Annotated in this window: 13 protein-coding genes; 7 read left to right on the top strand and 6 right to left on the bottom strand. The window is 54.0% G+C overall.

Annotation, left to right across the window (positions count from 1 at the left end; translation table 11 throughout):
* Genes OCU43_RS21935 through OCU43_RS21920 form a run of 4 tightly spaced genes read left to right on the top strand, consistent with a single transcriptional unit; the run spans position 1 to position 7341 of the window.
* Positions 1-495 carry a chemotaxis protein CheW gene (locus OCU43_RS21935; RefSeq protein WP_091354077.1) on the top strand — a complete coding sequence of 165 codons (495 nt, stop codon included), beginning with the start codon at positions 1-3 and terminating at the stop codon, positions 493-495.
* A gap of 41 nt (positions 496-536) precedes the next feature.
* Positions 537-2678: a methyl-accepting chemotaxis protein gene (locus OCU43_RS21930; protein ID WP_091354073.1), complete on the top strand. Its 2142-nt coding sequence runs from the start codon at positions 537-539 to the stop codon at positions 2676-2678.
* Between the two features lie 21 nt (positions 2679-2699).
* The gene (locus tag OCU43_RS21925) at positions 2700-6530 is read left to right on the top strand and encodes a response regulator (protein WP_245756491.1); all 3831 of its coding nucleotides are present in this window, start codon (positions 2700-2702) and stop codon (positions 6528-6530) included.
* Between the two features lie 13 nt (positions 6531-6543).
* The gene (locus OCU43_RS21920) at positions 6544-7341 is read left to right on the top strand and encodes a hypothetical protein (RefSeq protein ID WP_091354070.1); all 798 of its coding nucleotides are present in this window, start codon (positions 6544-6546) and stop codon (positions 7339-7341) included.
* A gap of 7 nt (positions 7342-7348) precedes the next feature.
* On the opposite strand, the gene OCU43_RS21915 is transcribed toward OCU43_RS21920, so the two are convergent.
* Positions 7349-8293, bottom strand: a complete 945-nt coding sequence (locus OCU43_RS21915) for an NADP-dependent oxidoreductase (RefSeq protein ID WP_091354067.1) — start codon at positions 8291-8293, stop codon at positions 7349-7351.
* A gap of 145 nt (positions 8294-8438) precedes the next feature.
* Here OCU43_RS21915 and OCU43_RS21910 point away from each other — a divergent pair, with 145 nt between their 5' ends.
* On the top strand, positions 8439-8663 hold the full coding sequence (locus OCU43_RS21910) for a hypothetical protein (protein ID WP_091354063.1): 225 nt from the start codon (positions 8439-8441) through the stop codon (positions 8661-8663).
* A 26-nt stretch (positions 8664-8689) separates the two neighbouring features.
* Complete coding sequence (cysZ, locus tag OCU43_RS21905) at positions 8690-9490, top strand: sulfate transporter CysZ (RefSeq protein WP_338024085.1); 801 nt, start codon at positions 8690-8692, stop codon at positions 9488-9490.
* 57 nt (positions 9491-9547) lie between these two features.
* On the opposite strand, the gene phoR is transcribed toward cysZ, so the two are convergent.
* The 4 genes from phoR to OCU43_RS21885 all read right to left on the bottom strand — a co-directional run bounded on the left by phoR (position 9548) and on the right by OCU43_RS21885 (position 13120).
* A complete protein-coding gene (gene phoR, locus OCU43_RS21900) occupies positions 9548-10861 on the bottom strand; it encodes a phosphate regulon sensor histidine kinase PhoR (protein ID WP_091354056.1) in 1314 nt (437 codons plus the stop codon).
* Between the two features lie 9 nt (positions 10862-10870).
* A complete protein-coding gene (phoB, locus tag OCU43_RS21895; protein WP_091354052.1) occupies positions 10871-11566 on the bottom strand; it encodes a phosphate regulon transcriptional regulator PhoB in 696 nt (231 codons plus the stop codon).
* Positions 11567-11670: 104 nt separating this feature from the next.
* Positions 11671-12561: a 4-hydroxybenzoate octaprenyltransferase gene (gene ubiA / locus OCU43_RS21890; RefSeq protein WP_091354048.1), complete on the bottom strand. Its 891-nt coding sequence runs from the start codon at positions 12559-12561 to the stop codon at positions 11671-11673.
* 16 nt (positions 12562-12577) lie between these two features.
* Positions 12578-13120 carry a chorismate--pyruvate lyase family protein gene (locus OCU43_RS21885; protein WP_245756490.1) on the bottom strand — a complete coding sequence of 181 codons (543 nt, stop codon included), beginning with the start codon at positions 13118-13120 and terminating at the stop codon, positions 12578-12580.
* A 90-nt stretch (positions 13121-13210) separates the two neighbouring features.
* Between OCU43_RS21885 and OCU43_RS21880 the strand changes: the two genes are divergently transcribed.
* Positions 13211-13786 carry a DUF1415 domain-containing protein gene (locus OCU43_RS21880; RefSeq protein ID WP_091354040.1) on the top strand — a complete coding sequence of 192 codons (576 nt, stop codon included), beginning with the start codon at positions 13211-13213 and terminating at the stop codon, positions 13784-13786.
* A 28-nt stretch (positions 13787-13814) separates the two neighbouring features.
* On the opposite strand, the gene OCU43_RS21875 is transcribed toward OCU43_RS21880, so the two are convergent.
* Positions 13815-15329 (bottom strand): diguanylate cyclase, encoded by a 1515-nt coding sequence (locus OCU43_RS21875; protein ID WP_091354036.1) that lies wholly within the window; start codon positions 15327-15329, stop codon positions 13815-13817.
* Between the last annotated feature and the right edge of the window lie 185 nt (positions 15330-15514).

Genomic DNA, 15514 nt, shown 5'->3' with positions numbered 1-15514 from the left:
ATGGAACAGCACAATATCACTGCGGACAGTGCAGCTGAAACACAGGGTCAATACGATCTTCGCCATGGATTCCGGGTTGGATTTCTGCAACTGCTGCTGCAGCCACAGGTCCGTTCTGAGTTACATCGCTGTGAGCGGCTGTGCGCTATTCCCGATACCCCCGACTGGTTTGTCGGGTTTATCAACCATCGCGGTGATGCTGTTCCTGTATATGACCTGGCAGCCTCTCTGGGGCTGGGTATAACCGATCCGAAAAAGGGATGGCTACTGCTGCTTGATGCACAGCCTGCGACCGCAGCAGTGCTGCTGCAGGAAACACCACAGGGGATCACCAATCCCGGCCGGGCCGATGCACCTTGCCCTGATCTGTTGGATGGCATCTCTAGTGGCGAATATCGCTATCAAAACTCGATCTGGTTTGAGTTTGATCACCGGGCCTACTTTTCCAGACAGAAGCAGCGCTTTATCAAGACCGATTCCGCTCTCCCGGCCTGAAACGCTGGATAAAGCAGATATTGACACGGGGAATACCACGTATGACTTCATTCAGGCAGATAAAAACCGATAACAGCTCGCATATGTGGGAGTTCCGCAATATACGGATGCCCCTTAAGTTCGCGATAGCTGGCATTCTGATGGTGATAGGCCTCATCTTTATGGGCGCGTCCTATTACCAGACCATTGTCATCGATGAGCAGTCTGAGGAACGTTCTCAGCAGGTAAATGCCTTCTTGCGGCTAACGGGGAATATTGATGCGAATATCACTCAGGCCCGCTATTACGAAAAAAGCTTTCAGATTGGTAATGATCTGATGCAGCTGACGCTGTTTAACCGCACTATGGCGACGGTGGATCGGGATATACTCAAACTGAAGCAGTATCTGCAGACGCCTGAAGACCTGCAGCGGGTGTTGAAGTTGCAGGCCGTTATCGATAACTATCAGGATACCCTTTACGATGCCTCAGAAGCGGCCATCGTTGCAGGTCTGACACCTGATGAGGGGCTTTCCGGGGAGATGAGAACCCTGATGGCCGCTACCGGTGATCTGGTAGCCAGAACCCGTCAGCCACATTTGATCAGTTCATTCACTGCTCTGAACAGCAATATCAATGACTATATTTTCAGCGCCGGACAGGCGGCCTCGAAAAACATGGTTAAGCAGCAGATTGAGCAACTGAAGCGAGCGTTGCAGACGGCTGCCTCTGAACAGATCTCCCAGAGCCGTAACGCTCTGGCTGATATTACTGACGCTGAACAACTTTTCACTCAGTTATCTGATGCGGTTGAGCGCAGAGAGAGTCTGTTTCGTCTGCTGCCAGCGATCATTGTAGCGCTGGATCCACATATTATTCGTATTATCAAGCTGGCGGATAAGCAGAAAGCAGACAACAGTGCGTTACAGGCTGAAGAGACGCTCACCATGGTGAGTTACTTCTTTTTCTCCATGGCGATGATGATTGTGGCTTTGGCAGTGGCGATGTCGATTATCAAGTTTGGGGTGGTCGATCCGGTGAAAAAACTGCAGGAAACGGTTAACCGGGTGCGGGAAGGTGATGTGGATGCCCGCAGTCAGCTTGAGTCCCGCGATGAGCTGGGGCAGTTCGGTCTGGTATTGGATACCCTGCTGGACGAGAAAGAGCAGGCGTTGCAAACCAAAGAGCAGGAAAACCGTCAGCTCAACGGTTCGATCATCGAGCTGATCAAGAGCGTATTTCAGATCAGTCAACGGGACCTTACCGTCCGGGTTCCGGTGGCGGAAGATGTTACCGGCGCGATTGCTGACTCGATTAACCAACTGACAACCTCGATTGAGACTGTACTGAACGATGTAAATGCCGTCTCCCTGCGGGTAAATAATGCCTCAGTGCAGGTGAAGTCTCAGTCTGAAACCGTATTGACGTACGCCAGCCGGGAGCAGGAGGAGATCGTTGAAACCCTGCAGGGACTGGACTCTGCTATCAAGGCGATGGAGCTGATCTCAAAACTGGCGGTGCTGACCAACAACGCATCCCAGAAAGCGATTAAAACCTCGGAAACGGCGATGAGCTCGGTATCCCAGACGATTGGCAGTATCAATAAGATCCGTCAGACCATTCATGAGGCGGAAAAACGTATTAAACGTCTGGGCGAACGTTCCCAGGAGATCGGCGGTATCGTCAGCCTGATCAACAACATCTCCGAGCGAACCCACGTATTGTCCCTGAATGCGAGTATGCACGCGGCATCTGCCGGTGAAGCGGGACGGGGCCTGATGGTGGTGGTAGATGAAGTACAGCGTCTGGCGGAGAACTCCCGCGAAGCGACCTCTGAGATCGAATCTCTGGTTAACAATATTCAGCTGGAAACCGCAGATACTATCAACGTTATGAACACCGTAATCGCGGATGTGGTGGAGGGTACCCGTCTGGCAGAGGAAGCGGGTGAGCGGATGGATGAAACCCGTGCAACCACCCAGACACTGGTAGAATCGGTCGTGCGCATCGCACAGAACTCGGCCAGACAGGCCCGGGTGGCGAAAGATCTGCGGGTACGTGCAGGTAAGATCGATGAAACAACCCTGGCGACCAACAAGGAGATGCTGCAGCAGGCTGAACTCTCTGATGAGCTGGTAAGCGCAGCACAGGAACTTCAGCGATCTGTCAGCGTATTCAAGCTGGCGGCTCCGATCGCTTCCTGAGTCACCTGACAGGCAGATAGCATGATCCTTGAAAGTATCACCGCAGCAGAGCAGTTTCTGGCCCAATTACAGCGGCAGATGGATGACCAGCCCAATGCTTCAGACCTGACTGAGGCATTGCAACAGCTGGTCGATCCCTTCAGCGAGGCCGGGTTACTGGGCATTGCCGATGGCCTGGCATTATTTGCCGAGCAGCTCGAACAGCTTGATCAGATTGAAGAACCTTCCGAACAGCGGGTGCTGTTACTGGATTTCCACAAAGCGCTGGATGATCTTATCCATCGGCCGGACAATGGTGTCTGGCAGTATCTTCTTGCCAGTCTGAGTGACAGCCACTGGCCGGAGCCGTTGCCGGAAGAGGATTGTGAGTTCCTGGCAGAGCTGCTGGCACAGGACTGCGATAAGCTGACCGCTCAGCTTTCTGAAGCGGTGTCTGCAACAGCGTTGGAGAGGGTGCCAGAAACCGTAGCAGAGGTTGAAGAAGCTACCAGCAATTCAATTCCTGGCCGTTGGGTAATACAGCTCAGTCAGCTTGCTGAACTGGATACTGATAGCGGCATAGTTCAGCTTCACCAGTTGGCAGAGGAGGCGGGTGATGAGGCGTATACCGGTTTTGCCGATCTGTTTGCCCTGCTGGCTGAACAGTGGCAATCGGAGTGCGACAATCCACAGCGCGCTGAACTGCAACAACAGGCAACCCAACTGCTGACCACGCTGCAACCGGACGCTGTGGCGACGTTGTTGTCACTGATGAGCGCTCCCTGCTGGCAGGAACCCTTGCCGGAGGATGACCGGGCGTTTCTACAGCCGCTGCTGATATCTGATCTGCAACAGCTGAATCCGCCCGCTCAGACTGTTTCCGATGCAGCTCTGTCCACTGATCCGGAGCCTCCGGTAGTGACTGTTGAGGTCGGGGCACTGCCTGAGCCCGCAGCTGTACCTTTCCCCGCAGAGCAATCCCCAGCAGAGCAACCTCCCGCAGAACATCCGCCGCAATTCTGTCAGGTGGCTCTGGAGCAGTTGCAACAACCGGGACCACAGCTGGATCCGGCGGTGCTGGAGATGCTTACCGGTTCGCTGCAACAGCTTGAATCGCTGTGGCAGCAGAACGGCGGCAACACTGATACGGCTGAAGCGCTGCTGGAAAAATCGCAAAAGCTATTAGACCCGGTGATTCGGGCGATGCATACGGTTCATCTGAGCGGTGCGGCGGACATTGTGCTGGGGTTACAGATCAATATCGACTGGTTACAGCGTTATCCGGCGCAGCTGCAGGGGCAAATGCTCTTGCAGATCAGTGCCCTGCTCAGTGATCTGGTCAGTTATCTGGACGACATTAACGATCTTTCCCGGCAGCAGGTGTTGCTGGATCAGCTTGAAGCGCTGGAGCTTCCCGCCAGTCCGACTGAAGAGCAGATCAGCTATATTGGCGGCTTATTGTCACTGGCAAGACTGCAAACTGCGCACAGTATTGAGCAGGAATGGGCTGACGACAGCGATATCCAGCTGGATATCGCCGCAGATATTGATCCCCAGCTGTTGGATATGTTGTTCAGTGAGTTGCCGGTTTTGTCTGAGCAGTTGTCAGAACAGCTTCAGTCTATAACCGAACGGCAGAACCCCGATGCGTTACGAGAGGCTCAACGTGCAGCACATACGCTTAAAGGTCTGGCCAATATGGCGGGTATCAGTGGTATAGCCAACCTGACTCACCGGCTGGAAGATATCTTTGAACTCTATACCGAAGCGGGACAACAGCCGGGTACACAGCTTTGCAATGACCTGACGGCGATAACCGATACACTGGCGATGATGTGTGAGTCAGTGATAAATCAGTCGGCCGCGCCTGAGAACGTCCGGGCCATGTTGCAGCTGTTAATGGACTGGCATTATCGCTTACGCAGTGAAGGGCTGGAACTGAGCGACAGCGAGGTTGTGCCAATACAGACACAGCCGTTAACCGCGCAGGGTCCGGATACTGAAACAGCGCTGTCTCTGACAGAGGAGGAGCCTCCCCAGGATGCTGCTGAGAGTTCCCGGGAACAGACCGTTTTCCGTGTTCCTCAGGCAACACTGGATGAGCTGATGCGTCTTGCCGGTGAAGGCACCACGCTGAATACCCAGTTAAATGAACAGATTACGCAGTTGCGCAGTTATGTCCGTCTCAGCCGCGATCGTCAGCGGATTTTGCAGCGGATTATGTTTGAGCTTGAGCAGCAACTGCACGAGCAGTTTACCATGCAGCCGGCAACCGATACCGACGACAGCTTTGATCCGCTGGAGATGGATCGTTATAACGAGATGCATACCAGTATGTCCCGGCTACAGGAGGCGGCTGCAGATATCCAGGAGGTAGAGCAACTGATGGACCGCCATATCCGTCGTACCGGAGAGCTGCATATTGTCCAGTCCGGGGTGCAGAAAGAGACGCTGGAGCAGGTGCTCAGTACCCGGTTGGTGGAGGTTAAATCGATCGCTGCCAGACTCCACCGGGTGGTCCGTCAGGCGTGTCGCAGTACCGGAAAACAAGCGGAGCTGATTATCGAGGGAGAGGCGGTCCGGATCGACAGTCATATTCTCAGTCAGCTCACCGACCCGCTGATGCATATTATCCGTAACGCGGTTGATCATGGTCTGGAAAGCCCGCAACAGCGGCAGCATCAGGGTAAAGCAGAGCAGGGGCGCATTGTGCTGCGCTTCTGGCTGGATCAGGATCAGGTCCGGGTGGAGTGTAGCGATGACGGCCGGGGTCTTGATGCCGAGCGGATTCGTGAAGTGGCTATTCAGCGGGGGCTGATCGGTACTGAGGTGCAGTTAAGCAAACGTGACGCTGAGCGGTTGATCCTGATCCCGGGATTCTCGACCCGGGATGAGATCAGTCAGTTATCCGGCCGGGGGATCGGCATGGACGTTGTGCATCAGCAGATCATGCGATTACAGGGCGTTCTGGATATCCACTCAGATGAGGGAGAAGGAACCACTTTCGCATTATCGATGCCCTCCAGTTCGCTGATGATTAAAACCCTGTTGGTGCGCGCCGGTGGACAGATCTATGCCCTGGCCAGCCATGGTCTGGAGCAGACCATGATATCGCTGGATGGAACGCTGAATGATACGGCTGAAGGGATGATATTTGAGCACAACGGCGAACAGTTTCCCGCTTACGGCCTGGAAGCACTGTTGGGTGAATACGGCACCCCCTACACCGCGGGAGAGGTTCACCCGGTATTGCTGGTTAATCTGGGGCAGGGTGAGAAGGTTGCGGTCATGGTGCGTGAGCTGCTCGCACACCGGGAACTGGCATTCAAGCAGATGGGGGATTATCTGCCTGACCTGCCGGGTATTCCCGGACTGACGATTCTCGCCAATGGTGATACCGCCGCTGTCATCGATCTGCCCGCCCGAATCCGTTATAAGCTGGCGAGTCAGCACAACCTGTTTAATCCGGTAGCGGTGCAGAGCGACCTGGGCCTGCCGAAGCTGCTGGTGGTGGATGACTCTCTCAGTGCGCGGGCTTCGCTGTCCACTCTGCTACGGGACACCGGCTATGATGTCAGTACCGCTATCGATGGCCTGGATGCGATGAATCAGATGCGTAAAAAACGTCCGGATCTGGTACTGACCGATCTGGAGATGCCACGGATGGGCGGCATGGAGCTGACCAGTACGATTCGTGGCCGGGAAGGGATGAGCGATATTCCGGTACTGATGATCACCTCGAGAAACACCCAGCGGCATCGTGATGAAGCTCAGAGCTCGGGTGTCAGTGTCTTTCTGACAAAACCCTGGACCGAAAATGCACTATTGGATCATGTGCAGACTCTGTTACAAACTACCACTCAAACAGCCTGAAGACAGTATTGATATGAAGACTAAAACAATCATCAAAGCATCAATCTCGACCCTACTAATGACCGTCTGTCTGGCGGGTTTAGCCCGGGCTGCAGAAATCAACACTCAGGCTGAGGCGATCGCTATGGCGGCACAGCAGCGGACGCTGACACAGGTGATGCTGAAAAGTTATCTGTTTTCTGCACTGGGGGTTCGTGCCCGTAACGCCGATGAGCAACTGACACAGGCAACTCAGACGTTTTCTGCGCAACAACAGCAACTGACCGATTTTGTTTCTGATAGGGCGGTGCAGCAACAGCTGGCACGGCTGGGGCAGAGCTGGCAGTCGACGCAAAAGCTGTATCAGCGCAAAGCCGATAAGATGCATTTTAAAGAGCTGTATTCCGGGAACGAAGCACTGCTTAGTCAGGCGGATGCCACTCTGGAAAAAGTTGTATTGGCGAACCCGGATGACAGCGCCCGGCCGCTGTCGTTGCTGGGCCAGCAAGAGCTGCTTTGTCAGCAGTTAGTGGTGCTTTACGCGATGACCGCCTGGGGCGTCGCGGCAGAGGCTGATACCTCTTATGACGCAATCTCCGGCGAGCTGCGCAGCAATATGGTGGCGTTGCAGGAACTGTCACAGAATACCCCTCAGATTAATCAACAGTTAGAGCAACTGAGTAATGCGCTGGAGCGGACCATTCAGGTATCTAAAGCCCGCCCCGGCGCTATGTTGCCCGCGCTGGTTGACCGTTCTGTGGTGAAGGTCGTGATGCAGTTAAAACAACTGCAGGCGGACTATCTCTCTCAAACGAACGCAGCAAACTCCTGAAGGCCGTTTAAGCCTGACCATTGACGGTCAGAATCAGTTTGCCGCAGACATGGCCGCTCTTGCTCAGTTCGAACGCTTCAGCGGCCTTTTCCAGCGGGAATGTCTCGCCGATGTGCAACTTCAGGTCCTCGTCGGCCACCAACTGCGCGATGCGGCTTAGCTGCTCTGCTGATGGTTCGCAGAAAATGGGCTCAACACGCCGCTTCTGAGCCGCTCCAGCGGCGATTACCTGCTCTTTGGTTACCGAGGGCAGGGTGACTAAGACGCCGTTGGGTTTGAGACAGGGCAGGGCTCCGATGCCGGTATCTCCCCCCACGCAGTCGATAATCAGATCCATGCTGTTGGTATACTCATTGAGACTCTGGGTATGGTAATCGATGGCACGTTCACACCCCAGTTCCGCAAGAAACTCATGATTGTGCATCGAGGCTGTTCCAGTGACATGGGCTCCGGCCCATTTAGCCAGCTGCACCGCAAGGTGACCCACGCCGCCCGCGGCACCCAGTACCAGCACCTGCTGGCCGGTTTGCAGTTCTCCTTTATTGAATAGTGCCTGCCAGGCGGTCAGACTGGCCGTGGCCAGACCGCCGGCCATGATCAGATCAACAGCATCCGGCAAGCGGGCGATCTGCGCGGCCGGTGCGGCGATATATTCGGCATAGCAGCCGGCAGGCTGAGGGAATCTGATCATACCAAATACTGCGTCATCGACCTTGTAACCCGTATCCCCCGGGTCGGCAATCACACCTGAAAACTCCCAGCCGGGAATAAACGGAAACTCTTCGATAAAGCCACTGGCACCTCCGCCGGAGCAGGTTTTCCAGTCAATCGGATTTACGCCTGTGGCGGTGGTCTTAACCAGCACCTCGCCTGGGTTAAGCTGAGGTTTGGCTTGTTTACTGTAAATTAACTCTTCTGTACCGCCAAACTGATGAATTGATATTGCATGCATAGGAGACTCCGGTGAATAAAAAGAAGAGGAAAAAAGGAACAGGAAAATTTTATATTCACATAAAGTTATAGGCTAAACCAGCCACTATTGCAGACTATTTCTGTTAATCTTAGCGCTCTGAATAGCAACGAATGGTGATGATAAAATGACTCTGGCAGTGGCGGAACAGCTGTTAATGATGGTCGGTCTTGGCGTATTTCTGGTGTCACTGATACTCTATGTGCTGCGCACCAGTGATTTCAAGTCGATAATTATATTCTGGCAGGCAACGATCAGTTTTACCAAACGGGAGTTTCTGATCAACCGGATAGGTCTGTCGATGATGGTGCTGGCTGTGATTGTGCGTTTTTATAACCACTTTTTTGCCTGATTTTGATCTGTTAACCCATTGAGGAAATGATGAAAGGAAATCCGTTACGCGGCGCAAACTTTTTTTTGCGTGGTCTGGCGATGTTGCCAGAGAAGGGAATTCGGCACTTTGTTGTGGTGCCTCTGTTGATCAATATTTTTCTGTTTACCGGCGCAATCTGGTTGCTGTTTGATCAGATGGGCTACTGGATCGACTATCTGCTCAGTTCAATCCTGCCGGACTGGGACTGGCTGCAGTTTTTACGTTATCTTCTCTGGCCTCTGATTGCAGCGTTGGTACTGATTTCGGTGTATTACAGTTTCAGTGTTGTAGCCAACATTATTGCGGCCCCGTTCAATGGCATTCTGTCCGAGAAAGTTGAGCAGCGTTTACGGGGGGTGACCATCACCGACTCCGGCTGGAAGGAGATTCTGGCGCTGATTCCCCGGACGGTGGCCCGGGAATTCTCTAAACTGTTTTACTACCTGCCGCGATTGCTGTTCCTGATGATTCTGACGTTTATCCCGGTATTGGGTATGGTGGCGCCGGTGCTGCTGTTTCTGTTCGGCTGCTGGATGATGGCGATTCAGTACTGTGATTACCCGATGGATAATAACCGGGTGAGTTTTCGCGATATGAAAGACTCCCTGAAGCAGCGTCGGCTGACCTCAGTGGGGTTTGGTGGACTGATCTCTGTCGGCATGATGATCCCTCTGCTTAATCTGCTGATCATGCCTGCGGCTGTAGTTGGCGCGACGATCTTCTGGGTTGAAGAGTATACTGATGGCGGTGAGATCGATCTTACAGGGTTAGCCGGTCAACGGCAGTTAAACGATAAGCGAGGCTGACGGGCTAAGCAGGCCGGGTGGGGGATTTTCTGAAAAACGTACCGATGGTGCGTTTTTTTACTGCCTGGCTCTGACTTTCTCGGCCGCGGGAATCACCAGTTCATGGGGAAAGTGACAGGTAAATGTGCTGCCTTTGCCCAACTGGCTGCTGATGGTGAGTTTGCCGCCGTGCCGCAGCATGACGTGTTTGACGATCGCCAGCCCGAGACCGGTACCGCCGCTGTCAGACGAGCGGCTTTCATCTACCCGGTAGAACCGCTCCTGTAAGCGGGGCAGATGGATGCTGTCGATCCCTGGTCCGTTGTCTTTGACGGCGAAATGCCCACCCTCTTTATCGGTCCACCAGCGTAGTTTGATATGGCCATCGGCGGGGGTGTAGCGCACTGCGTTGAACACCAGGTTTGAGATCGCGCTGTAGACCTCGGACTCCTGCCCCAGCAGGGCACTGTCTTGCTCCAGGTCCATCTCTATTATCTGATTCTTCTCCTGTCCCAGTACCAGGCCGTCTTCACGGATGCGCGCGATCATTGAGTGAATCGGAATTGGCAGTTCATCGGAGACATGGGCACTGGTTTCCAGTCGCGACAGCAGTAGCAGGTCGGAGACCAGGTTTTCCATCCGGCGGGACTGGCTTTCCATCTGGCTCAGGCCCCGGAGCATCGGCCGGGGAAGCTCCTGATCGAGAAAGGTCTCAAGGTAGCCCCGAATTACTGTCAGCGGCGTGCGCAGCTCGTGAGAGGCGTTGGCGACGAAATCCTGCCGGGTTTGTTCCAGTTGCTTGAGGCGGGTGATATCGCGGGCCACCAGAATCCGGTCACCGGCACCAAAGCGGGTAATGCGGTATTCCAGGACGGTATCTTTCTGTACCGGGGATGTCAGTTGCAGTGGATCATCGTACTGGCTTTTGCGGTAGTAGCGGACAAAGCGCGGATCACGCAGCAGGTTCATCACCGAGCGGCCCCGGTCGGTCTGGGTTTTCATCCCCAGGAGTTTTTCCGCGGCTCTGTTCCACCACTCCAGATGGTTCTGGGCATCGATAATGACGATGGCATCGCTGAGTGCGGCAGAGGATTGCTGAAACCGGTGGATCACATTACGCAGTGACTGGGCACGCTGAATCTGGCGTTTCTGATCCCGGGATATCTCATCAAACAGTTCCCCCCAGTAACCATTACTTTCCGGTACGTCGGTGTGGTCCTCGCGCATCAGCCAGCGCTGTAAGCGATTAAACTGTTTAACCTGATAGGCTCCCCAGAGACACAACGCCAGTGCCAGAGTCCAGCCGGGATAGCCGATAATAAACCCCAGAAACAAACTTACAACCACCGTTAGCAGGAGGTTGCCGGCTATTGTATGGCTGGAGTTGTACATAGGCTAGGCTCAGGCGACCTGGGAAGAGAATCGGTAACCGGTGCCGCGGACGGTCTGAATCAGGTAGTCGTGACGGTCACCCAGGGCTTTTCGCAGACGACGGATATGCACATCAACGGTACGTTCTTCGACGTAGACGTTGCCACCCCAGACCAGATCCAGCAACTGACTACGGGTGTAGGCGCGATCCTGATGGGTCATAAAAAACTGCAACAGGCGAAACTCGGTGGGGCCCAGTTCCAGTGGTTTCAGTTCTGAACTGACTCGGTGAGAAACCGGGTCCAGGGTAAGGCTGTCAACGGTGATCGGCTCTTCAACGCCTTTTGGCGTTGTACGGCGCAGCACGGTCTTCAGGCGGGCAACCAGCTCCCGGGGGGAGAACGGCTTGGTAATGTAGTCATCAATACCGGTTTCAAGTCCCTGAATCTTGTTATCCTCATCGGTTTTGGCCGTCAGCATAATAATCGGGATGTCAGAGGTCATTTCATCTTTACGCAGACGGCGCGCAAATTCGATACCGCTGATCCCTGGCATCATCCAGTCAAGCAGAACCATATCCGGTTTACGATCAACGATCATGGGATGTGCCGCCTGTGCGGAATCGGCTTCCATACAATCGTATCCCGCCATTTCGAGTGCAACAGCGATCATCTCGCGAATCGGAGCCTCGTCGTCAACAATCAGAACGCGTTTACCCGACGTCATGACCAATCACCTCATCTATTCATTCTATGTATTAGGACGGTCATATTAGATTATGAAACTGTTACAGAAATATGACAAAGTATCCTCTGTCGGGCTATTTGTCATCAAGTTGTCAGATAGTGGAGAAATAAGCCGATAAAAACCGACATTCCCGCGTAATTGTTGTTCAGAAAAGCAGTGAAGCATGCCTCCCGCTGACGCTCTCTGATCAGGTATTGCTGGTAGACAAAAAATCCGCCCATTCCCATCAGACCCAGATAGAACCAGAACGACAGGTTCAGGTTGATACCCAGCATGATAAAAATTGCCAGTGTCAGCAGTTGCAGCAATCCGATAATCGCTTTATCCATGTCGCCAAACAGCACGGCGGTGGATTTCACGCCGATACGGATATCATCGTCCCGGTCGACCATCGCATACATGGTGTCATAGGTAATGATCCAGAGAATGGCGGCGATATAGATCAGCCAGGCGATTTTTGGCACCTCATTCAGCGTCGCACTGAACGCCATCGGTATCGCCCAGGAAAATGCCATGCCGAGGACTACCTGAGGCAGATGGGTATAGCGCTTCATAAAGGGATAGGAGGATGCCAGTGCCACCGCAACGATGGACAGCCAGACCGTCAGTTGATTGGTAAACAGTACCAGTACAAATGAGGCTGCCAACAGTGCGGCAAACAGTATCAGCGTTTCCTGAGAGGATATTCTCCCGGATGGCAGGGGGCGTTGAGCGGTCCGTTTGACATGACCATCGATCTTACGATCCGCAAAATCGTTAATAACGCACCCGGCTGAGCGCATCAGGAAGGTTCCCAACACAAAGATAATGAGTAAACTGGCCGACGGAATCCCTGCTGCGGCAATCCACAGCGACCATAGCGCTGGCCAGAGCAGCAGGTAGGTGCCGATCGGTTTACTGACCCGCATCAGCTCGCCACAGGCTTTAAGTTTTTGCTGCCAGGCCGGGCTGATTATCTGTGTACCCAATTGCATAGTGATCAATCCGAATTTATTTATTGCCGTAGTGTACCTGTTGCAGGGCTGGCAGGAAAACCTCGGTTACCAGGAGTGGTTTATTCGCCAGGTAGAACAGTGAGCGTCGGGCCCAGGCTGTATCGCCGCAGTTCAGTGTCAGACGACTGATCTGCAAGGGGCCCCGTTTCATGGTTGGGTCGCGGAACAGAACACTACCCAGTGATCGGCACCCCAGTCCTTTCAGTTTTCGTTGCTTGCCGGTCAGCGTTGAAGCGGGAATGATGGTGCGGGCGAAGACCCAGGGCTGGTTATGGCCGAGTAACCGGACCTCCCGTATCAGCACTCTTTGCCGCGGATCAATATTCAGAGCCCGGGCTTCTGAACGGCTTGGGCGGCCCCACAGTTGGCGCACAACCTCGACTCTGAACTGACCCTGACTGGCCTGTACAAGATGTTGCGTTAACGATCCCCGGTCGAGCAGCCATCTGCGCCAGATCAGTGGCGCATCAGTAGTTGCAGGGCGTTTCAGGGTATACCAGCGGGTATTAAAACGGTTCTGACTCAGAGCGACAGGCACAATAAATTCTCGGCAAAAAAACTGGCCGTATAGTACCCTAGCTGAGGTGAAAAGTATCGGTTTCGCACCGTTCAGAATAGGGTAAAGGTTATGACTGAAGCACTGCGGGGCTATTCGCCCGCTGAGGTAGAAAAGATCACCCGGGAGTGGGTAGAAACGATGGTTGTTGGGTTAAACCTGTGTCCGTTTGCTGCACCGGTGGTGAGAGATAACACCCTGCGTTATGCGGTGACCACCGCTCAGGAGGGGGAGTCACTGGTGGCGGCGTTTCTGGCTGAGATTGAGTTGCTTCTGGCAGCTGACGAGAAGACGGTGTCGACAACGCTGTTTATTGTGCCCGACGGGCTGCAGGACTTTTACGACTATCTGGATCACCTGCGCCTGTTTGAAGAGTTGCTGGAGCAGGCCGGACTGGAGGGAGTGCTGCAACTGGCCAGCTTCCACCCGGCATATCGCTTTGAAGGGGTTCCTGAAGACGACCTGAGCCATTGGAGCAACCGCTCCCCCTGGCCCGCCTTTCACATCATCAGGGAAGCGGAGATGGGGCGTGCGTTGACCCACTATGCCAACCCGGAGCAGATACCGGAGCGAAATATTAAGTTATTACGAGAATTGGGACGGGAGGGGCTGATCAGGCGCTTTCCTCCCTTTGCGGATTACTGCTAAGCAGGATTTAAACGCCGTAATGGGGCGCTTAAGAGGTCAATCGTTCGACCCGGTTGCGGCCGTTATGCTTGGCTTTATAGAGGGCGCTATCGGCGTCCTGGAGCAACTGCCTGGGAGACAGGTCCCGGTTTGCTGGCAGTGCGGTGGCTATCCCCAGGCTGGCGGAGACCGGCTGATGAGCAAAAGCAGCCGCGTGGGGGATATTTAACGCGACAATGTTCTGGCGTATCTGCTCTGCCAGTACGCTCGCGCCCTCCTGATTGGTTTCTGGCAGCAGGATCACGAACTCCTCGCCCCCATAACGGCACACCAGATCCTGTGCCCGGCGGGCCGACGCCTGGATAGTACTGGCTATCTGCTGTAAACAGTGATCACCCTGGAGATGGCCATAGTTGTCGTTAAATGCTTTAAAGTGATCGATATCAAGCAGAATGACCGATATGGGTTGCCGGGATCGCTGGCCTCTGCGCCATTCGGTTTCAAAGTATCGTTCAAACTCCCGCCGATTGTACACCTGCGTAAGTGCGTCGATACTGGCGGCCCGGGAGAGCATATCGTGGGCACTTTTAAGTTGTAGCAGCAGGTTAATGCGTGCCCGGATAATATCAGGGGCCCGCGTCTGTATGAGATAATCGGCGATGCCCAGCTCGTAGAGTTCGACCTCCTCGGCGTCACTGATGGGAGGACCGATCACGGCGATGGGGACCCTCTGCTCTCGGACCTGGTGGGATATGGCGCGGCAAAGATCATTAAGGTCCCGCTGTTGTCCGGTATTATTCAGTAATATCAGGTCGGGGCAGCGCTCCTGTGATAACAGCATGTCGTGGAGTGCCTGCATCGACTGTGGCAGCAGAAGGTTGCTGTCATCCCGCAGTGTTGCAAGCACGCCCCACAGCTCTGTAATTTTTTCATCGCCGTAAATGGCTATCGTCATCTGATTCTGTTGCCGGGAGCGGCTGCTAAGCTCCTGATTTATCTCCGCCCCCCGGAGAAAGTCGAGTACCGATTTCTGATCCAGCAAGCCCGCCAGGCGGCGCCCGTCCTGGGCCTGTATCGTGGGGGTTTGCAAGCCGGGGTTGTGGGCTTCCCACTCGTTTTGCTGATATAGCAACGTCTCTTCACAGAGGCCATCGATATCCAGCTCGATGGGCAGGCCTGCCTCTTCAAGACAATCATAAATAACGGCAGGCGATGATATATCTTTGCCTTTGATCCAGAGTGCCCGGTACAGGCTGCGCAGAAAGGTGGTGGCCCGGTCGGGGTGCTTTAGTTGCACAGCGGTAATGCAGAGGGAAGGGAACAGACTGTTCCCCAGTGTTTGGGGCAGGGAGATGGTGATATCCGGCGCCCGGTGCCGAATAGTGAATATATCATTGGCCAGTTCGGCCATATTTTCTGCGCTGTCCTGATATGAACTGGCGATAGCGTCATGTTCCACCATGCGCCAGTCCACCCTGTGCATCAGGTTCTGAGAGCATAGCATTTCGTGTAATGCATAGCTGAAAGGGCAATTGATATCACCATGAACGATATATTCAGCCATCAGGGCTTCCCGTTATAATTTTTCTGACTTCCATTTGAGTCAATTAGCTATCGGCAGTAACCGTCTGAATCTGAACGATCTTCGTCAGTTTTCTTGTAAATCATCAAATACGTAGTACAACCGCTGTTTTAATTGCGATAAGATTGATCTGTAGCGCTCGAACTGGAACAGTTCGTGCTGTCTTT

The sequence above is a fragment of the Amphritea atlantica genome (assembly GCF_024347255.1).
Lineage (GTDB): Bacteria > Pseudomonadota > Gammaproteobacteria > Pseudomonadales > Balneatricaceae > Amphritea > Amphritea atlantica.
The sequence above is the reverse complement of the archived record's forward strand: the minus strand, read 5'-3'. Positions and strand labels throughout refer to the sequence as shown.